Genomic DNA, 20,264 nt, shown 5'->3' with positions numbered 1-20,264 from the left:
AATGGACATTAGGACGATGCCTGCTGGGCCGGAGTTGGATGCGGAGTTGGATGCGGAGCTGGCGCGGGCGCTTGGATACGAAATAGATGCCAACGGAGTGCACTGGGTGGAAGATGGTCGCAACAGGCACTGGTCAACAGGAGTGTTTACGCCCTCGACTGACGCTAGGATTACGAATTGGGCAGCCAAGAAAGTTACAGAGCGCGGCTACACCATCCACATCACCATTGATCCGGACCGCTTGACCACCGTCGAGGTTTACCGTGCGGTTGAGGAGTTTCTTGTCACAATTTCCAAAGCTGACGGCGAGACGATCCCCCTGGCGGCAACGAGGGCGTTCATCCTGGCACTTCGGGAGGAGGCAGGGCATGCCTAGGCGCTCGAAGCCAAAGCCTGTAGATACGGGGGCATTTTCGGTCGATTATTTCAAGGATGGTATTTTGAAGGAGAATGAGCAAAATCGTCGGCATGCGGTTTTTGTGGGCTTCACAAGTGCAATCATTGAAAATAGTAGTGGGGACGATTCGCTAAAGGTTGCAATTTTAACCAACCTCCTGAAAGCATGGGGAGAAATAATTGAGCAAGGTGAAAATTGATAAGGGGGATGCAGATTGATTAAAGTGAAAACGATTCATGGGGAAGTCTTATACATTCAGCCAAGCGATGTTTCATATATGCACTCTGGGGAGTGTGACGGAGGCACAGCAACTGCATTAGGCATTGCGGGCCAGCGTTTTTGGGTGATCGAGACGCCGCAGGAGATTGCGGAGCATATCGTCGCGTACACCGGTTTCCAGCAGGATTATGCCAGCGCAAGCCGCCGGTTAATGGAGATGCGATTCGATCCGGCAGGCGTCGGTGACTATAAACGTTCGGTTATGGATGCACTCATTCCTTAGGAGGCTGATGCGATGGAAGGCATGCTGGCGTACAATGAGCTCCGAGCGGAGCATGATCTGCTGGAGCTCCGAGCGGAGGAGCTGCGCGAAGAGCACGCGGCGATGTATGCAGCGACATTCTCGCTGGGCCGGATCCCGCGATACTCTCTGGACGAGGCTGTTCGGCTGCTGAACAATGTGGAGGATCGGATTGCGCAGGTCGAAGCAGCTGCAGCACGCAAGGCGGCGGTGCTGGCGCGGATGGACGAAGTGATCGAAGGTTACGGCGGCATCAATGCCCAGATTATCCGGCTTCGGGACGTGGAGGGCATGAGTATGGAACAGATCGCTAGCGCGGTTGGCATGAGCCTGAGTTACGTGAAGAAGAAGAGTGCGAAGCTGCCGAGGCTGGCTGTGGTGTGATTGGTGCCCAAATGACTAATTACCATAACTTCGCCTGAAATCCGCGTAAGATAAGGATTTTATGGCAATTAGTGAACTTGACGTGTCCTCGAACGCCATGATATTATCATATTGGGGTAGTTATACCCTATATTCGCTAGAATCGTATTTTGAAGAGCTTCGGTCATACGCCGGGGCTCTTTTTATTTTTATTTGAGAGAGGTGAAAGCCGTGGAAAACGTTGCGATTCCCGACGAATACACATTACCGCCGAAAGCGCTGGCGTTGCTTGAAGCCATGGCCGATCCGGCAAACCGGCATTTAAACATCACCAAGCTTTGCAAGGTGGCGAATATTAGCCGCGATTACTATTATGAACTCATGGCGAAACCTGACTTCCAAGCGTACCGGCGAGCCAAGCAGACTGAATTCCTGCGCGACGCAGTGGAGAAGGTACTCTCTGCAACGATGGACTTTGCCCTTAATGAACCCAAGTGTCATCAGGACCGCAAGATGATCTTGGAAATGGCGGGCAAGTATACGCCATCTATTAAGCAGGAAGTCTCAGGTTCCATGAAACACGACATAAACTTAGCGGCCCTGAGTGACAAGGAGTTGAACGACCTTGAAACTCTCCTCAGCAAAGCTGCCGAGCCTCCAACAGGTCCAAGCAGCTAGGGCGCAGCGCAGCTTCGGGTACTACGTTGACTTTGTGAATGGCTTCCGCTACGTCAGCGGCAAGCACCTGGAAGAGTTGGACGCTGTGCTGCAACGGGTCAGTGATGGCGAGTTGAAACGGGTCATTGTGACCATGCCGCCCAGGCACGGGAAGAGTGAGCGGGTATCGAAGACCTTCCCCGCCTGGCATCTTGGCCGGCATCCAAACGATGAAATCATTGTAAGCTCCTACTCAGTGGATCTGAGCAGGGGCTTTTCTCGTTTAGCCCGGCAAGCGGTGGTGGACAGCAAAGACGTCTTCCCCGGCGTGGAACTCGATCCAAACAATTCCGGCGCGGAGAGTTGGGGTATCCTTGGCACACGAGGCGGGCTGCATGCAGCTGGCGTCGGCGGCCCCATCACCGGCAAGGGCGCAAGAATCGCCATTATCGACGATCCGCTGAAAAATGCAGAGGAAGCGAACTCTCAAACCATGCGGGACAAGGTCTGGGAGTGGTACCAGTCCACCTTGTATACGAGGCTCACACCGGACGGCGCAATTATCGTCGTAATGACGCGTTGGCACGAGGACGACTTGGTGGGCAGGCTGCTCGCTAAAGAAGCTGCCGAGGTCAAAGATGGCAGCCATGTCGGTGAGCGCTGGACAGTCATTGATTACCCAGCACTCGCGGAACCCGGTGACCGCTTGGGCCGCGAGGTGGGCGAAGCACTTTGGCCACAGCGCGGATTTGACGAGGCATGGGCCAAGGTGACGAAGAGTAATGTCGGCTCCTATGTATGGAATGCTCTGTACCAGCAGCGGCCTAGTGCGGCAGAGGGCGCCATGCTCAAGCGGGACTGGTGGCAATATTACGACTTCGATCCGCGTCTGAAACAGTGGGACGAGATGGCGCAGAGCTGGGACTGTACATTCAAGGACAGCGACGGCAGTGACTACGTCGTGGGCCAGGTGTGGGGCCGGATCGGCGCCAACAAATACTTGCTTGACCAGTGGCGAGCCCGCGCGGACATCGGAGCGACCATGCAGGCGATCATTAATATGACAGCCAAGTGGCCCAAGGCCCGCGCCAAGTACATCGAGGACAAAGCAAACGGACCGGCAATCATTCAGCTGCTCAAGGCCCGCATTGGCGGCATCATTGCTGTTAACCCTGAGGGTGGCAAGATTGCTCGGGTAAGCGCGGTGGCCCCAGAGATCGAAGCGGGCAATGTGTTCCTTCCGTCTAATAAGCCTTGGGTGCAGGATTTCGTCGAGGAAGCGGCAGCTTTCCCGCGCGGTGCCAATGACGACCAAGTGGACGCCATGAGTCAGGCCATCAATAGAATGCAGTACCGCTGGGTGGACGAGCCTGGCGAGCAGCCGAGTGATGGCGGGTTCTATGGGCCGAATGAATTGGAGGACTTGGGATTGACTAAGAAAAATGAGCTGAGGAGGATACGGTAATGGGCAAGGCGCTAAACGTAGAGTTTCATGAGATCGAAGCAACCGCAGGAGTGGTGGATATCGCCATCCGCTACGACACAAACACCGGGGCATACAACTTTCTCTTGGAGGAGAACGGACTGCCGACGACCCTGCCCATGCACGTATTCAACGGAATCCTTATCAACCTTATTCAAGAAGCCTGCCGTGGCAAGATAGACGGCTATAGATCGGAGTGAACAACGATGAAGGAATGCCCAGCATGCAAAGCCCCAGCGCCGGTCCGCAGCCGGAACGACATTGGATTCTTCAAGGCCGATGGTGTCAAGCCACTTCGGATGTATCAATGGTTCTGCCAGTCATGCGGCCTTGTATCGACGGGCGTGGCCGACTTGGGCAGCGACATTAAGCGCGTGAACGGTGAGGCGGTGGGGGATTGATGATATTTTTCTTGGTACTCTGCACCCTTGCCTGCAACGTGGCGACGCTGACCTTGCTGCTGAGCGGCGGAAGGGCCAAGCTGCCGCGTCCACCATCCCGCGAAGAGCCGGAGAAAACAGTGCTGGTTAAGCGGGCAAGGCCTAATTTCAGGTCCGTGACGCAGAAGCCGCGCGTTGAATACCACGAGTACCGGACCAAGCAAGGACTATATGCACCGCGCAGACCTGGAGTCAAGGACGATCCAGACGGTATTGAAATCGGAGGAGGAAGGAATAGATAAAAAACCCACCAATAAGGCGGGTTTTTTATCTATAAAGTGTTAACTCCTCTAAATCCACCATCTTCATCTTGAATACGCATCTGTTCCCGATCGCATAATGTCAATCTACGACATACTATGCAATTTACTTTGTTTCCTTTTATCATTAAAAGTTGAGACAGTAGTTCTTCTGTGGTATCTGCCACAATCCCTGGGAAGGTCCACCCTTTACAATGCTGGCACCTTACTTGGATAGACTTAATTTTTCCCAATAATATCGCCCCCTTTTTAATTAAAAACTAAAGACCTTTACAGGATACAATTTTAACGATGAAAAAAATGTCGCATTTTGTAGAGTGTGATGGTGATTTGAAAATTACATTTCTTTCTTCTGGATAAAGAACGCATGTTCGGTTATTATAAGAACATACGATCTGTTCGGAGGGGTTATGATGTCATTTACGACCGATGAAATGGCGATTATCCGCGCAAGCATTACCTTGCCCTATGTAGTTGAGTTAATCGACAGCAATGTGGCAGAATTACAAAATGGCAAGAATGTGCTTAGACGCATGTACGCCATGATGGGATGGACCTTACTGCAGCAAGCTAAACAGGAGCTCTATGATTCGCGTCGAGGGCTTAGCCAGCTTCGTATCCGAGTGACGAGAATAGCCGAAGTTGATGGCGTGCCTCATTTCAAAGCATATAGGAATGGCATTGAAAAGACGTTCGGCATATCCAAAGATGTCATGCGGGGAGAGGTAGCGGACCATATCAGGCGGTTGTCCGCCGAGCTTGGCTCACATTTTAAACAGCACGGTTGAAAGAGTCGGAGAAATCCGGCTCTTTTTCTATTCCCAAAGAAGGAGGTGACCCTGTGGCGAAACAAAGCAAGCTGAAGATTGACACCACGTTTGCAAAGGAACGAGACGACTTCGTGGACCGCGCCGACCTGATGACCGACGACGCCGTGCAGCTGGCCGGCAAGATTCAGGAATGGTATCGGGACGCATACGAGGATAAGGATGACCGCGGCATCTACGACAAGATGGAGGCAGCGGAGTTGTACTGGGAAGGAGACCAGCATCCACCGGATAGCGACTTTGATCCCGCTTCGAACACAAACATTGTAAACTCAACCGTTGAGGGAATGGTCGCGTATCTCGTTGAGCAGAACCTTGCCGTCGAGGCAAAGCCGCGCGGGCCGAGCGACTTAGCGTTCAGAGGCAAGGCTGTCGCGCTCATGGAGTGGTGCATTGACCAGAACCGGATGCGCCGCAAGATCGACGTCCACGAACGGCGCCGCAAGAAGTTTGGTACCGGTGTATTCCGCGTTCTCTTTGATTACGAGGCGCTCGACGGGTTTGGCCTGCCGCGCATCGAACCGGTTAATCCCGGAGACGTATTCGTTGATCCGACGGTCAAGGACATCTACAAAATCCAAGAGGGCCGGTATATCATCGAGCGCATTCCGCGCAGCGTGGAGTCTGCCCGCGAACTGTACGGCGATGACTTTGCTGACGCCATCAAGCCAGGCTACTATCCAAACGAAGTGGACGATGGCGGATTTGGCGACGACACGGCGGAGCCCTTCGCTGCTGCGGACGAGGACGGACAATACATGCACTGGCTGGTCTGGACGCATGCCTGGGTGGATGATGATGACGCCATGGAGGAACAGGCGACGGAGGAAGACTTCGACACCGCAGCTGCTATGCAGGATGGCGGGATCGATGAGGACGAAGCGTCCGACGACCCACAACCGGATAGGCCGACGCAGTATCGCAACAAAAAGAAAGTGCTTCGCCTCATTGAGATGAGCGCATGCGGCCTAATCTTCCGCGATACGCTCTCCGACGGTGTTCCGATTTGTGAGGACGATAACCGCTTCCCTTACTTTATGACGCCGGATATGTACCGGGAAGGAACCGTTTGGGGCAAGGCGACAGCGGAGCTGCTTATCCCGGAGCAGGACGCTATCAATGATGTGGAGGACGCTATCCGCATTAATGCCCGCTTAACCGGTAATCCGCAGCGCGTCTTGGACACCAATTCCGGCATTGATCCTGACAAACTGACCAACGAGCCGGGCTTGGTTATTCCGAGCGACCAGGGTACAGGTGGTTTGGAATGGATTCAGCCGCCAGGCATGCCTACTTATATCATTAACTACCGGACACAGAAGCTTCAGTATGAGCGGACCGTCGTTAGCCGGTGGTCCGATCAGATGAACGGTGTGAAGCAAAGTGGCGTCGATACGGCGACCGAAAGTCTTGGGCTGCAGCAGGCTGGAACCCAGAATATCAGCCATGACAAGTCTCTGCTGGAGGAAACGCTAGGCGAGGTCATGGAATACTGCCTCATCTTAATGATGGAGAATTACACCGAGACGGAGATTTTCCGCATTACGGAGAATGGCGAGGATACGTTCCGGGCCATTAATCCAAGTGCAATGAAGCAGATTCCGACGCTTGTGCCGACGACGCCGGAGCGGCAGATGGGCTTCATGGAACAATTTCCTACAGCGGAGTCAATGCCGGAATTTCTCCCACATCCAGAAGGACTTACGCAGCGTATCGCGCTGGATATCAAGGTAACGATGGGAGCAGGGCTGCCGAGCAACAAAGCATTCATGTGGTCTTTGATTAAGGACGCCATGGCAAATGGTCTCATCACGCAGCCAGAGGGCCGAAAACTGGCGAAGGAGTACCTTGGGCTTCCAGTTAACGAGGAGCCGCCAGCTCCGCCGATGCCGCCGCAGATGCCTGGCATGCCAGGACCGGGCGGGCCGCCGCAGAACCCGCTAGTGCAAGGACTCTCCGCAGGCGGACAACCAATGCCGGGAGGTGGAGCATAATGCTATTCAGCCAGATGGACCCGAAGCGATGGCAGCAACACGCCACTTCGCATCCTTGGATTGGCGGGAAGAAGCCGTATACAGAGCATCCGGTCTGTCCGCGTTGTGAGCGGATTGCGCTTCGTGACATCGGATGGACGGAGAATCGAAAGGCTCGCTGCCCAGCTTGTGGTTGGAGCGGCCGAGCAACGCATTTAATGAAAGAATATGTGCAACAAGGGCTCTATCGATAGGGGTGAAAAGCGATGGCTAGAATTGTTCGAATTAAAACGCCACAGGACAGCGTGATTGAGGCGATTGAGTTTTTACTTGAAAGAGCGAAAGACGGGGAAGTGACCGATTTTATTTTTGCATCCCATTGTCCTGATGGAACTGTGGCAACCTCTTGGGCAAATGCCGACTTCGGACAGCGTTGTGAGCTTATCGGCCATGCTCAAGCTGATGTTATGTACGCCATGGTTGAAGCCAATATCGACAAACTTATTGAATACGTTTGAAAGGAGCATCCCCATGCCCAAGCATTTCAACACCCGCGTTTGCTGCGATCACGTATTCGGCGTGAACGACATCAAAGCGCCGCTGCTCAACCAACAGCAAGTTTTTGGCATGCACGACGTGAACCTTTATGGCGGAAACGTCCAGTGGTTCAGCGCCGCCGATTGCCCTGATTGTGGGAAGCCTTACTACTTATGGATTAACACGCGCCAGCAGCAGCACAAGGTCATGACGATTAGTTCACGTGATGAAGTCGATTTCACCGAGTCGGACTTGACTGCACTTGAAAGTCAGCCGAAAAAACAAAGTCGCCGTGAAGTCAAAGCTTCCGGCGGTAAGAAAGATCCTGCGGAGTCCTAACGGGCTCCTTTTTCTTTGCTCGGCGAGACAACGCCGCCCAAATAACCGGCGCCGCACACCGGGACGTGCGCTAACTCATCGCCATGCGGGCGTAAAGCGCGGAGGACCAATGATGACAAAACGTTTGGCTTACCCAATGAACCTGCAGCTCTTTGCCGACGATACAGACCCGGAATTTGAGATTGACGACAGCGAGGATGAGGGAGAAGTCGAAGACCCTTACGCTGATTTGCTCGAAGACGGTGAAGATGACAGCGACGGCGAGGAATCGGACGAGCAGGAAGAAACGGAGGATGAAGAGGAACAAGACGATTCCGAGGGCGAAGCGGATGAATCCTCCGATGAAGTCGAGGATGAGGGTGAAGAAGCCGACACCACAGGGGGCAAGAAGGGCCCGGACACTACGGGGCGCGCCGTAATCGCTGAGCGCCGCAAATGGCAAGCCCGCATGAAAGAGTTGGAGAAAGAAGCCGGCATTGCCCGCAGGCTCATGGAACAGACAGGCGTCAAAGATTTTGAGGAGATGAATAAGCGCATGGATGCCTTGCATGCGCAGAACCTCATCCAACAAGGTGTGCCGGAGCACATCGCGCACAGCATGGCTCTTGGTCAGCGCCAGATTGCCGAGATGCAGCAGCAGCTCAAGGGCTACAAGTACGACGGAGAGGCGCAACGCCTCAAGGCTGATCCGTTTTTTGCGGACATCGAGCAGTACCGCGAAGAGTTCGAAGGTATTGCCGAGCGCACCGGGCAGACGCTGGAATCCGTGTACATGGCACAGCGCGGCAGGCAACGCATGAAAGAGCGCGAGGCCGAGATTGAGGCAAAGGTGAAGGCAAGCAAAGAGCGCAAAGCGCAGAAGTCCGTCAGCACATCTCCGACGGGCAAGTCTGCTTCGCCCGCGGCGAAGTCTCGCATTCAATTATCCGCTGCGGAAAAGGCTGTGGCGAAGGCTGCGGGTATGACGCCGGAAGAGTACGCCAAATTCAGAAAGCGCTAGGAGGAGAAAAACATGGCAGGACGCAAAATGGTTTTTCATGGAACGAACAACGGCACACAGCCGATTTACCGTGACGTGCCGGTCAACATCAACCAGACAATTCAGAAGGGCTCCATCGTCATCAAGTCGAGCGGTAAAGCTTCGGTGGCGGCAGCTGGTCCGTCTGGAAATATCATCTGGGGCATTGCGGCAGAGGATAAAACAACCGGAGGCACGGTGACGGCGGCCGACACGGTCAAAATTGACGTTAACCCGGACAGCATTTACGAGATTCCATTTCAAACTGGCGGGACGAAGACGTCGTTCACAGCGTCGGACATTGGCACGATGTATGATCTGTCCGCATCGAACAACTACACGCTTAACCCGGACGACACGACCGGCGCGTTCCTTGAGGTAACAGGGCTACCGTCGCCGGGCATTGGTGGTACGCCACGTAACGCCGTCTTTGTTCAAATCAAACAGCGCGTTGAAAACGCCTAATCATACTCGGGGGAGTGAATAATCTATGAAACTGACACGTTCTAATTTTGGCGAGCTGCTGACGCCGGTCCATAAGAAAGTCTTCTTCAATGAGTACGACGGCTTGGAGAAACAGTATCCAGAGCTCGCCAAAGTGTACGACATGACGAAGAAGGACGACACGTTCCCACACATGGGCGCGCTGGGTATGTGGGACGAAAATACTGAGGGCAACACGATCAACGAAACGGAATTCAACCAAGGTCCGACGGCTACGCTGACCGCGAAGCGCTTTGACCAAGGCTATTCCGTGACGTGGGAGCTTGTCCGCGACGATCTGTACAACGTGATGAAAGGTCTGGGCAAAAACGGTAATGCTGCCGGTCTTGGATACGGACTCAATACTCGCGTTGAAGTCGACGTGGCGAACGTCTACAACAACGGCTTCACAAACACGGGATACGACGGTGTTGCACTCTTCAGTGACACACACCCATTGGCGGATTCTTCTAGCTTTGGGGACAACCTACTTACGGGAGCGCTGAACCCGGAGAACCTTAAAGCCGGTAAGTCACTCATGCGTGCGCAGGTCAACCAAGCAGGGCTGAAAATTCAGGCCCGCGCAAAAGACCTTATTGTCGGACCAGACCTGGAGTTCACGGCACTAGAGATTACTCAGTCTGACAAACAAGCCTACGAGCAGTCGAACACCAAGAACGTCATCGAAGGCATCACGCCAAAGGTGTTCGATTACATCAACGGCTCCAAGTGGTTCCTGCGTGATCCGCGCTTTGACAACGTCATGATGGGCTGGAGGGACAAGCCTATTTTCGACTCGTACCAGATGCCGAAGACGGTGGACTGGTTCTATTACGGATACTCTCGGTACGCGGTGGGCTACGTCCACTGGGCAGGCTTGGTCGGCTCACAAGGCTGATGAACGGGCGGCTTCGGCCGCCTGATTTTCTTGAAAAGGAGGAAACTAAGCATGCCAAACTTCAAAGACAAAATCACCTACGAACATAAAGCAGGGATTAAAGGCGCTGCGGTCATGGTGCAGCAGGCTGCCATCGCGTTCAATGATAATGGAAAAGCGCTGCTCACAATCCCCAATGGTGCAAAAATCCGTAGCATTTCGCTAATCACGACAACCGGGTTCAATGGGACGACGCCGACCTATCACGTCGGATACGCTGCGGACAATGACGCTTTAGTCGCAAGCGGCACATTGCCAGCTGCAGCCGGTTCTACGACGTTCAATGCGCCTACAGCCACGGCTGCGCAGTGGAATGGTGTAACCAGCGGCATACTCATTGGGACCTTTGCAGGCGGTGGCAGCAATACGACCGGCGCAGGCACATTGCGCGTCGAATATTTTCTGTAAGACACAAGGGGTGGCTTCGGCCGCCCCTTATTTTTGTATTCAGGGAGGTAATGCAGATGAGTTACGATATTTTGATGACACCCGATGGAAAGGCGATTTCACAGAACAACCCACTCCCCGTTGTGCTCGCATCGGGCGGAGGAACGACAGGTGGGAATGTGACGCTCGTGAACAGTAGTGGTGCGGAGGTTGGAACGGCAGCGAATCCTTCTAACGTTACACTTCGAAACAGTGCAGGGAATGAAATTGGAACGAGTACAAACCAAATCTGGATTCGTTCTTTGTTCAGCGGCGGACATGCGAATGCATGGAATGCTTCAGCAGTGGCAGCTAGTGGCGTATCGAATGCGATTGACTTCCAATCGCAGAAGACAATAAGCTGCTTCGGCAATGCCAGTGCCGCTACGACGATCACAGCCCAAGTCAGCGCAAATGGAACGAACTATTACAATACCACCTTTCAACAGACGCTTTCCGGCGCTGGAGATTTCCATTTTACGTTTGACACAGGCGCACGGTATGTGCGGCTCATCAGTTCCGGGGCGGCGACGATTACTGCGACGATCAGCGGCAAAGGATCATAAAGAAGAGGAGTGATGTGGGATGTCCAATGTGAGTGAATTAATGGCGCAAAGCATCCCCAATACCCTGATAAACATTCAAACATGGGGTAGCATCGTCGCCAATGTTAAAGCGTTTGGAGCGCGCGGAAATTCCACGAATGGATCTGACGGTACTGATGATGCATGGGCTATTCAGGCGGCGGTCGAAGCAGCTGGCCCAGGTGGAGTGATTCGTTTTCCTGATCCCGGCCCGGGAAAGGGATACAAAATTGGGACACCCATCATTCTCAAAACGGGGCAGACCATAGAGGGCGGCGGCATGACGATCATTTATGATCGCGTCTCAAATGACTGGTGTTTCAAGATCGTGGGAGGTCCAGCCTTCGCTGTAGAGGCTAAAACTCATGTTACGATTCGTAATCTAGACTTTGTTGGCGGTCCGAATACATTCGGGGCAATCAAGCTAGTCAACACGTATATCATTGATCTTGAGCATGTAAAAGTCCGATCGTACCCAAACATGGCTGCACGGTCTATTTACATCGAAGACTTCTTCCAGATTAACCTGAAGACGGTTCAGGTGAACGCCATCAGTAATGGAACAGGTGTTTATGTCAACGCCGTGACGGGGAATGCCGGGCAGCTCAATCTCTACAACACTATCGTGCAGCGCTGCCAATACGGCATGGATGTCATCGGCACAAGCAACCTGATTGACGGCGTGAGCTGCTTCGGCGGCGCGTTCGGGAACAATTACAACACTGGCCTGCGAATTGGCAAGAACGTCTACAATGCCAGCTTCTACAACTATCATTTTGAAAACCACGATGGCGAATTATACAGCGGTACAAAGGCCGTTGACATGCAGCTTGGCAGCGGACTTGAGTGCGAAGGCATTGGGTTTTACAACACATTCTTCATCAATAACCAGAATGGGATACTCTCCAATAATGCGAAGCGTGTTACGATTATTGGCTGCGAGTTCGATGGACGGAGCCTGCCGGGGAACGTGGCTATCAGCATGGGCAGCGGTGACGTCGGTTGGCTGGTCGGCCCGCAGAAGTTCACTGGCTATGCGACAACGATTATCGAGAACGGCGTGAACCATGCATTTTTGAATGCGCTTCGAGTGACGAGTACCGGTGTCGTACGGCCGCAGAATGTTGGTCCGGGTATCTATTGCGGTAGTGGCTTTCCAGAAGGTGTCTTGACGGCACCGCAGGGTAGCATATTTATGAGGAGTGACGGAGGGGCAGCAAATAGCCTCTATATCAAATACTCCGGGAGTGGGAACACGGGATGGATTGCAATTACACAACCGACAGCGAGTTATGCTTCGGGTAGCCGTCCAGGCCCCACTACACTCCCCGTTGGATCAATGATTTATGATACAGACCTGAATGTCCCTCTTTGGACGAATGGTTCTCTTTGGAGGCGATCAGACGGAAGCGCACCCTAATTAATTTAAGCAATTGCGTAAATCATCTTTCTGTGATACTATTCGTATCATTATTGAGTGAGAGGTGTAGCAATGGCGAAAAAATATGCAAATAAATCTGTAAGCTTCGACCCAAATAATGAACGAGATCAGAAGCTCTTTAAAGAATTGAAGCGGCTCGATCACGGGGAATTTACAGAGGAAACAAAGAAATTCTGGTATACAAGGCTGTTTGGGGGTGCTGAGCGTGACTCTAAAAACGCTGAGTAGAACTTCCATCGTAGTCCTAGTGGCACTGATTGCTGCAGCTATGGTTTCGTTTCAGCCTATGCTAAGTGTCGGAGCTGTTATAGCTGCGCTTGTGGCAATGGCAGCGGTCGCCAACCCACGCAAGGCGCTCATCCTCACGGTGTTGTACGTTCCGATCGAACCGTTTATCGTCTCGTGGATCCCGCCGTCACTCTCGGACGCGATGCGGATAGCCCCGGAGCTGCTGCTTGCTGCGGTACTCATGGGGGCGATCCTTAGCAAACGGAAGGAAGGTGGCGTGAGTGGACTACCCGACGTGCTCCTTATCTCCGTCATTATGCTAGCCGTCGCCGTCAGCCTTTACAACAGTGTCGGCTTCGTGGATATGGTGATGGGTGGGCGCCTGTTCTTCCGCTTCGCGCTGGTCTACTTCATTGTTCGGCTGCTGCCGGATACGACCGGGCTATATGGACGATTATTGGACCTCCTGACGAAGCTTCTTTACTTCGAAGTAGGGCTTGGTGTACTTCAGTTCCTGAGCAAAGCAGCATTAGGTCCGGCTCCGTGGAACACCTTTGGCGACAACATGGTCATGGCTGGAAGCGTGTTCGGCGTTCAAGGCACGCTTGGTCGCTATGATCAGTACGGCATGTTTCTCGCAATCATTGCGCTGCTCGCACTGACGCGGTACTTCATTCAAGATGGGGTAAAGTTCCTTCCGTTCGTCGCCGCGGTAACAGGCATCATGCTTTCCACATCGCGGCAAGCTTTGATCGTCCTTGTCGTCGGGGCTATCGTTATTTTCATCGCGGCACGTGGACGCCAGGCTTTGCAAAAGAAGGGCAGACTCGTCTCGTTGGTTATGGCAGTTCTTTTCGTCGCTGCTCCGATTTTCCTTCTTCTTACGCCATCAGGTGATAACCGGAGTTTCGCAACAACAGAGCGGAATCCATTGGAGCAAATCACAACTCTATTCGACGCTGGGACATACAGCGCAACGAAGGAGAACAATTTTCGTCTCTATTACATCACACACATTGGAGAGCAGTTGCTTAAGCGTGATCCGCTGGGCCTTGGGCTGAATACCTTTGGTTCGGCGCAAACGGTCGATGATAACGCAACGCTCTATTACAAGTACGGCATCACGGACAAATACTTCTTGAAGTTCGTCGCGGATGTCAATTGGATCAGCCTGCTCGGTCAACTTGGCATCATCGGTGTATTGCTGTTCTTGTCTTTCTTCTTGTCGATTGCCTTTCAAAGCCTTTCCAAATCCAAAAATGCCACAGAGGATGAACGAACCATCTTGATTGCAGCTGTGGCTTTGATTAGCTGCTTTGTGGTCGCTGGATTCCTTGGACCCAATTTCGAGATTCGTTCGAATTCATTTTATCTTTGGCTTGTGGCTGGGCTTGCAGCTAAGGTTACGATTGACATGAGGAGGAAAAAAGTATGAAAGCTTTAAACCTACTTGGGTATGCATTGACATTCGTGATCGCAGCTTACCTGCTGGTGGACTATATCGGCGATGCACAGCTCGAACATATGGAATGGTCGAAGAAAGTAGAACAAACCACATGGTCCAATAAACCGGGCATGTGGACACACAGCAAAGTACCGCTCAAATGAGCGGTTCTTTTATTTTCTAGGAGGTGAAGACATGCCAACGATCCAACAATTGCTTGATTCCGTAGATTTGACGTATCGGAACAGTTTTACGTCTGCACAGAAGGTAGAGTGGATGGATTTTACTCAGCGACAGATTTTCCAGAAAGTCCCCAAGGAACGAACGCCCTATAGCTTTTCAACCGTGGATGGAACGGCACTTTACCCTTTGCCTGCGGATTGCGACCGTTTCGGAATCAAGGAGGTCACAATCGAGACGGGACTGGCATCGGATCGATACGAAACTCTCCCGTTCCTCTCCACAGAAAGTAATATACCCGTTGGTCAGGGTAGCAGATTCTATAGTCTTTTGGAAAACATGGTTTTTCTCAATCCTGTGCCAGAAACTCAAACAGCAGGACGTCGCGTGTTCATTCTCTACAACGGACGTCCGACCGCACTAACCGGAGCGAGCCCTGGTGCTGTTCCTGAACTTGAAGAAGATTTCCACGAACTACTCGTTCTTGGTTGCTTGGAGCGCATCGCCCGTGCACGCGGTGAAATCGAGGACAAGAATAACTTCGCTTCTGATTACAACATGTTGTTGCAGGAGTATGTCAGGACATATAAGCTGCGGCAACCGGAATATTACAGTCCCAAGGATGTTATGCCGCAAAATCGCAGCCGCTGGGGAAGAGGGTACCGTGGAGATCGTATTCTTGGCAGTAGTGGTTCTCGCGTGTCAGACCTGATCCCGAAAAATCTGTGAGGAGCGTGGAGGAATGGGTGCATTATATCAAGGACAAGCCAACCGCACGCAGCGCGCAGAGTCCCAATTTGGAGGCGGACTCAACAATGGGACCGCGCCGTTTGAGATTGGCGACAACGAATCGGCCGAGGAATACGGTTTCGACACGGACCAATTACCAGCGCTCACAGTTCGGAAAGGGCGTACATCATATGGCAGCTCCGGCGGTGCGGCGACGCTGCTCCTTACCAACTTTGCCCGGCAGCAGATGGTCCGGGCGGTCGGCGGCACGCTGCAGTACGATGCAGGGGCCGGGAGTTGGACAAACATCGGCTCCTACACTGCGGCGGAGTGGGACGCCACGAATTTTAATGACAAACTGTACTTGGTGAACGGAACGGACAAAATAAAATGGGATGGCTCAACTGCTTCAGCAATCGGTGGCAGCCCTCCCGCAGGCGCCAAGTTCATCACAAACGACAATGTCCGACTCTGGCTGGCTGAAGGGGATACAATCTACTTTTCCAAATTTCAAGACGGTGACAACTGGACAGCTGCCGAGGACAGCGGGTCCGTGCAATACTACACACCGAACGGCGGCTACATTACGGCGCTGCGAGAATTCTATGGAGACAAGTGGGTTTGGAAGCGGGACAGCATGGCCGTAATAAAAGGCACAAGCTATTTCAATTTCGCCTTGGTTTCCGTCAGCAACGATATCGGTTGCGTCAGCGGCAAGACGGTCGTCGAAGTCGGCGACACGCTGTTCTGGCTCGGTGAGCATGATGTCTACGCACACCAGGGCGGCAAGCCGTCGCCAGTGGGTGAGAAGGTTCGCGGTTGGCTGAATAAAATTAACTGGAACGCCATCGACAAAGCATGCGCATTCACGGACGGTTTGAAATATTATCTTTGCATCCCAACTGGCGGGAGTAGTGAACCGGACGTGCGCCTGGTCTACGATCCTCGTGTTAATATTTGGAGAGAGGCCAATACGAATGAAAACTACCGACGCGGCTGGCAGTTCGCTGGCAAGGTATACGCCGGTGACGCGGCCGGGCAAGTTTGGACCGTGAACAACGGCGAAACGGATAACGGTGGTTCAATCACCTGGGGGCTAACTACGGGCGTTTTTGATGAGGGGTACCCAGAGGCGGAAAAGCAATACAAGGAGCTGCATTTGCAGGGCGTCTTCCCAACCGGCAGCAGCGTGTCCGTCGAGTACAGCACAGACCAGGGGGCGACATGGCGGACGATCTCCTATTCTGGACCGCCAGCTTCGACGGCTGCAGCGAACCGGAATTTTATCATCCCGCTTGATACGCTACCACTCACCAACTACGCACAGTTCCGCATCTACGGATCCGGACGGGTGACAATATTGCAAATGCAGCGGTATTTCAAAGTCTGCCGCGTCCAGCGGTGAGGAGGGAATGGCATGTACATCTTGAGCAAAGAGCAGCAGGATAAAATGCTCGATCAACGGCTGCAGGAGTATGCCGCCAAGCGGTTCAGTTACTACCTCGATGTGGTTGCACTGCGAGCAGCTGGCGATGACGCAGCGGTGGACGAACGTCTGAAGCGCATTAAGGGCTTGGATGATGCGGCAACCGCGATTGAGGCGCTGAGAGGCGGGGGTGCTAATGCCGACGCCTAGCCTACCGGAACTCGGAGATAACCCGAGTTCGAAGCAAATCACGGACTACGTGGTGAAGTTGCAGCGGGACCTGGACTGGCTGCTCCAGAATCTCGATGACTTAAACGTGAAGCGTATCCGGGCTGATTCCATCTATGCCGGCACAATCGACGCCAGTGTGGTAACGATCCGAAGCGATCTGACCGGCGGTGCCTATGTCAAAATAGACGGAACGGGTATGGTAATTAACAACGGAGTGTTTGACACGCTGACAGCGGACATTCACGGGAAACTCACACTGACTGAGGTGCTTGTGCAGTCTCGGCTTGGGTATCCGAAACTTGAGTTGGATCCGGACAGCAATCTGTTCAGTGCATACGCGTCTGCAACCGAATATGTCCAGATGAGTGTGCTTGATCCACTATCTAGCACTCCAGCTTTATTATTCGTTGATATGCCGACCGTTGCAGCTGTATACCTCGGCAGTGATTCGCTTTATATTAACGCCGGGCGGGATCTCACGCTACAAGGCGACAATATCATTTTAGACCTGTTCGACACCTCTTCAGGTTACATTCAAGTTCCAGGTTGGAGTTCGGTTCTGTCAGTGATGGATGGAGAGACGCTGCAAACTGCTCTTGCTGGTAAAGCTAGTGTTGGCATGCCGACAGGTCCAGACGGGGCGCATAATCACGGCATTCCGTTCGGGACGCAGCTTATGGTTGTTGGTGGAGGATCAGTGACATGGGTACCGGCTGGAACGCATACGCATGTTCAGTCGTAGATAAAGGAAAACATGGAAGAGGCAGGAGATTGAGATGAAAAAATTCGTCGCCGGCATCGTTGTTGGGCTGCTAATCTCACTTACCACCACAGCTTTCGGAGCAGCCGGACTTATCGGAGCAAAGATTGAGAAAGTCATGTCCGTGTCCTTGGATGGGAAATCGGTTGGTACCGCTGTGGTCACTGGTGGTGTAAGTTATCTCCCGGTACGTGCGGTGGCGGATGCGCTTGATCTCGAAGCGGAAGTAAGTAAGGGAGGAATCATCTTGTCGAGTAACGCGCAGGACCTCGCCAGCATCGCCAAGCAGGAGCAGTCAGAACTCGACGCCAATACGGCCGAATTCAACCGGTTAAATCAGGCTCACTATTTGCTTCTTCGGAGCGAGGCGTCCCAAGCGAAGATCGTGACGAACATGCAAGGGACGCTCGTTGTCCGGCAGCAGGCTAAAGTCGATACGGCGCCAACGCCAGAGGCAAAGGCGCGCGAGCAGCGGTACCTGGACATTTTACTTGTAAACCTTGAAACGGAGAAACAAAATCTTGAGGCTACCAAGGCGGATCTTGCTGTAGCCGCAGCTGCACTTGACGACTTTGTCATCGGACATCCTGAGTTCAAAGAATTCATCACAAAAATAAATCCTTAATAACCCAAAGAGTCTGCCAACGCGCAGGCTCTTTTTCATTAGAAAGGAGGATGAAAATGGCTGTTAATACCCAACCAGTTCTCAAAACGACGGCTACAGCCAATCAAACGGCAGCAGCCGGTGCTGCTCCAGCGAATATGCTCGGTGTGCGCGACCAACTCATTAAGTCAGGCGTCGACCCGAGCCAGATCGGTTGGAACAAGGCGACCGGATACGTTACAGTAAACGGCCAGAATTTTCTCAAGCCTGATAAGATTGTCGGCGGTGTGTCGTATGCAAACGGCGATTCTTGGGCTCCAGCTTGGGGGAATTACTCTTCTCAAGCACAAGTGAATAAAGATGCGTCCGCTTATCGTAACGCGGTTCAGACTCCGAATGCTAACCCCTACGATCAGCAGGTACAAGACACGCTGGCACAGTACCTCGGGCTGATTCAGAACCCAACACCTTACAACGTTTATGCCGATCCTTCCTATGCTGCGTACGAGGCTCAGGCAGCGCGTGCATCCCAGGCAAGCACTCGTGCAGCGCAAGAAGCAATGGGTGCAGCTGGATTTGGCCGCTCCACCAACTTGGCGGAACGGGCGCAGCGTATACAGAATGACCAAAACGAATACATGCAGATGCAAGTCGTGCCACAACTTACTGCGGCGAATCAGGCAACTCAGCAGCAGAAACTGGCGAACCTGGGAAGTTACCTCTCTGCTCTCACTGGGCAACAAGGACTAACGGATTCCCGACAACAAGCAGAGCTTGCTAATCTCGCCAGTTTGCTGGAGTACTCAACAGGCCGCGCCGACACGACCTATGACCGAAACTATCAGGCTGGCCGTGATGCGAAAGCTGACGAACAGGCGGCATGGAATCAGCGTTTCCAATACGGGAATGCAATTGGTCAATTTGGAAACGGCCAAAAGACGGTGCAGCAAAAGCAGTTTGAACAGGAACAAGCGAACACTGCTTACAATCGCCAGTATCAAGCAGGTCGGGATCGTGTCAATGATTCTCAATTCCAGCAAAAAATGCAGGAGGATGCACGCCAATTCGCTGAACAAATGGGGTTGAATTATGATCAGCTCAGCGTGCAGCAACAAAATATGTGGCTAGACGAAGCATACCGGCGTGACCAACTTGCCTACCAGCAGCAACAAGATTTAATCACGCAATCGCAATCGGGAAATCAAAAGTTACAAGAAGAACAGCAGGGACTCATCGAGGCACTACGCAGCGGCGGCATGACTCCAGCTCAGGCGCTGAAACAGATTGATGAGGATATGCAGTATGGATTCTACTCAGGCGATGAAGCAGCGTCACTTAAAGCGCTTGTTGGACAGGCCAGCAAGAATATGGCTCCGATTGATGTATCTAAATTGAGCAAAGAGGAGCTGGCGAAATTGCCAACGAAGAAGCAGGCTGATACAGCATACAAAACTGAGGGTAAGGGCTACCCGGAGATGGACTGGAAGTCTTGGTATCGGAGCCCACAGGGTAAGTCGGCCGGCGTCAGCTACCAAGATTGGAAAACACTCTATGGCCCACAAATTGGCGGAGGTAGCGGGGGAAAGTAACATCCTCCGCCAAAAGCGGCAGCGGAGGCTATACGAATTATTGGAAGACCGCTCAGTTCGGCACAGACCACAAAGGATATCAACAATCCAGGCAGTTAATCAGCCGAGCGCTTGAAGAAAAAGGAATGTCTCAAGAGTGGCTTGATCCATTGCTTGAATTAGTTGGACGAGAATCCAGTTATAACCCTAACGCTGACAATCCCAAGTCATCGGCTGCGGGGTTATTTCAGTTTTTGGATGGAACGCGTAAAAACTACGGAGGCAACAAAGTGGATTGGAGCGATCCATACCAGCAGACGTTGGCAGGCATTCAGTACGTGACGGATAGGTATGGAAATCCTACCAAAGCACTGCAATTTTGGGATAAAAACAAATGGTACTAACGAGG

28 protein-coding genes are annotated in these 20,264 nt (G+C 52.8%); all 28 read left to right on the top strand.

Annotation, left to right across the window (positions count from 1 at the left end; genetic code table 11):
- The first annotated feature begins 1 nt into the window (after nt 1).
- The 28 genes from M3223_RS04150 to M3223_RS04015 all read left to right on the top strand — a co-directional run bounded on the left by M3223_RS04150 (nt 2) and on the right by M3223_RS04015 (nt 20,259).
- Nucleotides 2-376 (top strand): hypothetical protein, encoded by a 375-nt coding sequence (locus M3223_RS04150; RefSeq protein WP_251559217.1) that lies wholly within the window; start codon nt 2-4, stop codon nt 374-376.
- Nucleotides 369-596 carry a hypothetical protein gene (locus tag M3223_RS04145; RefSeq protein ID WP_251559215.1) on the top strand — a complete coding sequence of 76 codons (228 nt, stop codon included), beginning with the start codon at nt 369-371 and terminating at the stop codon, nt 594-596. The genes M3223_RS04150 and M3223_RS04145 overlap by 8 nt, the downstream gene beginning before the upstream one ends.
- Before the next feature lie 15 nt (nt 597-611).
- Entirely contained in the window at nt 612-899 is a 288-nt protein-coding gene (locus M3223_RS04140; RefSeq protein WP_251559213.1) for a hypothetical protein, read from the top strand.
- Nucleotides 900-911: 12 nt separating this feature from the next.
- Nucleotides 912-1,301 (top strand): hypothetical protein, encoded by a 390-nt coding sequence (locus tag M3223_RS04135; RefSeq protein WP_251559211.1) that lies wholly within the window; start codon nt 912-914, stop codon nt 1,299-1,301.
- 210 nt (nt 1,302-1,511) lie between these two features.
- Nucleotides 1,512-1,958 (top strand): hypothetical protein, encoded by a 447-nt coding sequence (locus M3223_RS04130; protein ID WP_251559209.1) that lies wholly within the window; start codon nt 1,512-1,514, stop codon nt 1,956-1,958.
- Complete coding sequence (terL, locus tag M3223_RS04125) at nt 1,906-3,402, top strand: phage terminase large subunit (protein ID WP_251559207.1); 1,497 nt, start codon at nt 1,906-1,908, stop codon at nt 3,400-3,402. The genes M3223_RS04130 and terL overlap by 53 nt, the downstream gene beginning before the upstream one ends.
- Entirely contained in the window at nt 3,402-3,620 is a 219-nt protein-coding gene (locus tag M3223_RS04120; RefSeq protein ID WP_251559205.1) for a hypothetical protein, read from the top strand. Before terL ends, M3223_RS04120 begins: the two co-directional genes overlap by 1 nt.
- A gap of 200 nt (nt 3,621-3,820) precedes the next feature.
- Nucleotides 3,821-4,102, top strand: a complete 282-nt coding sequence (locus tag M3223_RS04115) for a hypothetical protein (RefSeq protein WP_251559203.1) — start codon at nt 3,821-3,823, stop codon at nt 4,100-4,102.
- Nucleotides 4,103-4,533: 431 nt separating this feature from the next.
- The gene (locus tag M3223_RS04110) at nt 4,534-4,908 is read left to right on the top strand and encodes a hypothetical protein (protein WP_251559201.1); all 375 of its coding nucleotides are present in this window, start codon (nt 4,534-4,536) and stop codon (nt 4,906-4,908) included.
- Nucleotides 4,909-4,961: 53 nt separating this feature from the next.
- Nucleotides 4,962-6,941, top strand: coding sequence for a hypothetical protein (locus M3223_RS04105; RefSeq protein ID WP_251559199.1), 1,980 nt, complete (start codon nt 4,962-4,964; stop codon nt 6,939-6,941).
- 245 nt (nt 6,942-7,186) lie between these two features.
- The gene (locus M3223_RS04100) at nt 7,187-7,438 is read left to right on the top strand and encodes a hypothetical protein (RefSeq protein ID WP_251559197.1); all 252 of its coding nucleotides are present in this window, start codon (nt 7,187-7,189) and stop codon (nt 7,436-7,438) included.
- 13 nt (nt 7,439-7,451) lie between these two features.
- Nucleotides 7,452-7,796 carry a hypothetical protein gene (locus tag M3223_RS04095; protein WP_251559195.1) on the top strand — a complete coding sequence of 115 codons (345 nt, stop codon included), beginning with the start codon at nt 7,452-7,454 and terminating at the stop codon, nt 7,794-7,796.
- A gap of 112 nt (nt 7,797-7,908) precedes the next feature.
- Complete coding sequence (locus tag M3223_RS04090; protein WP_251559193.1) at nt 7,909-8,796, top strand: hypothetical protein; 888 nt, start codon at nt 7,909-7,911, stop codon at nt 8,794-8,796.
- Nucleotides 8,797-8,808: 12 nt separating this feature from the next.
- A complete protein-coding gene (locus M3223_RS04085; RefSeq protein WP_251559191.1) occupies nt 8,809-9,279 on the top strand; it encodes a hypothetical protein in 471 nt (156 codons plus the stop codon).
- 25 nt (nt 9,280-9,304) lie between these two features.
- Entirely contained in the window at nt 9,305-10,195 is an 891-nt protein-coding gene (locus tag M3223_RS04080; protein WP_251559189.1) for a Mu-like prophage major head subunit gpT family protein, read from the top strand.
- 51 nt (nt 10,196-10,246) lie between these two features.
- Entirely contained in the window at nt 10,247-10,642 is a 396-nt protein-coding gene (locus tag M3223_RS04075) for a hypothetical protein (protein WP_251559187.1), read from the top strand.
- Between the two features lie 56 nt (nt 10,643-10,698).
- The gene (locus tag M3223_RS04070; protein ID WP_251559185.1) at nt 10,699-11,226 is read left to right on the top strand and encodes a hypothetical protein; all 528 of its coding nucleotides are present in this window, start codon (nt 10,699-10,701) and stop codon (nt 11,224-11,226) included.
- A 19-nt stretch (nt 11,227-11,245) separates the two neighbouring features.
- The gene (locus tag M3223_RS04065) at nt 11,246-12,664 is read left to right on the top strand and encodes a glycoside hydrolase family 55 protein (RefSeq protein ID WP_251559183.1); all 1,419 of its coding nucleotides are present in this window, start codon (nt 11,246-11,248) and stop codon (nt 12,662-12,664) included.
- 72 nt (nt 12,665-12,736) lie between these two features.
- A complete protein-coding gene (locus tag M3223_RS04060) occupies nt 12,737-12,913 on the top strand; it encodes a hypothetical protein (protein WP_251559181.1) in 177 nt (58 codons plus the stop codon).
- Nucleotides 12,891-14,348 carry an O-antigen ligase family protein gene (locus tag M3223_RS24425; protein ID WP_251559180.1) on the top strand — a complete coding sequence of 486 codons (1,458 nt, stop codon included), beginning with the start codon at nt 12,891-12,893 and terminating at the stop codon, nt 14,346-14,348. Before M3223_RS04060 ends, M3223_RS24425 begins: the two co-directional genes overlap by 23 nt.
- A complete protein-coding gene (locus M3223_RS04050; protein ID WP_251559178.1) occupies nt 14,345-14,521 on the top strand; it encodes a hypothetical protein in 177 nt (58 codons plus the stop codon). The genes M3223_RS24425 and M3223_RS04050 overlap by 4 nt, the downstream gene beginning before the upstream one ends.
- A 31-nt stretch (nt 14,522-14,552) precedes the next feature.
- Nucleotides 14,553-15,266, top strand: a complete 714-nt coding sequence (locus M3223_RS04045) for a hypothetical protein (RefSeq protein ID WP_251559176.1) — start codon at nt 14,553-14,555, stop codon at nt 15,264-15,266.
- A gap of 13 nt (nt 15,267-15,279) precedes the next feature.
- On the top strand, nt 15,280-16,671 hold the full coding sequence (locus tag M3223_RS04040) for a hypothetical protein (protein WP_251559174.1): 1,392 nt from the start codon (nt 15,280-15,282) through the stop codon (nt 16,669-16,671).
- Nucleotides 16,672-16,683: 12 nt separating this feature from the next.
- The gene (locus M3223_RS04035; RefSeq protein ID WP_251559172.1) at nt 16,684-16,902 is read left to right on the top strand and encodes a hypothetical protein; all 219 of its coding nucleotides are present in this window, start codon (nt 16,684-16,686) and stop codon (nt 16,900-16,902) included.
- Nucleotides 16,889-17,665, top strand: coding sequence for a hypothetical protein (locus M3223_RS04030; RefSeq protein ID WP_251559171.1), 777 nt, complete (start codon nt 16,889-16,891; stop codon nt 17,663-17,665). The genes M3223_RS04035 and M3223_RS04030 overlap by 14 nt, the downstream gene beginning before the upstream one ends.
- A gap of 34 nt (nt 17,666-17,699) precedes the next feature.
- Complete coding sequence (locus M3223_RS04025; RefSeq protein WP_251559170.1) at nt 17,700-18,308, top strand: hypothetical protein; 609 nt, start codon at nt 17,700-17,702, stop codon at nt 18,306-18,308.
- Between the two features lie 56 nt (nt 18,309-18,364).
- The gene (locus M3223_RS04020; protein WP_251559168.1) at nt 18,365-19,876 is read left to right on the top strand and encodes a hypothetical protein; all 1,512 of its coding nucleotides are present in this window, start codon (nt 18,365-18,367) and stop codon (nt 19,874-19,876) included.
- 125 nt (nt 19,877-20,001) lie between these two features.
- A complete protein-coding gene (locus M3223_RS04015) occupies nt 20,002-20,259 on the top strand; it encodes a transglycosylase SLT domain-containing protein (protein WP_251559165.1) in 258 nt (85 codons plus the stop codon).
- Nucleotides 20,260-20,264 lie beyond the last annotated feature (5 nt).

The organism is Paenibacillus pasadenensis, from assembly GCF_023715725.1.
GTDB lineage: Bacteria > Bacillota > Bacilli > Paenibacillales > Paenibacillaceae > Paenibacillus_O > Paenibacillus_O pasadenensis_A.
The sequence above is the reverse complement of the archived record's forward strand: the minus strand, read 5'-3'. Positions and strand labels throughout refer to the sequence as shown.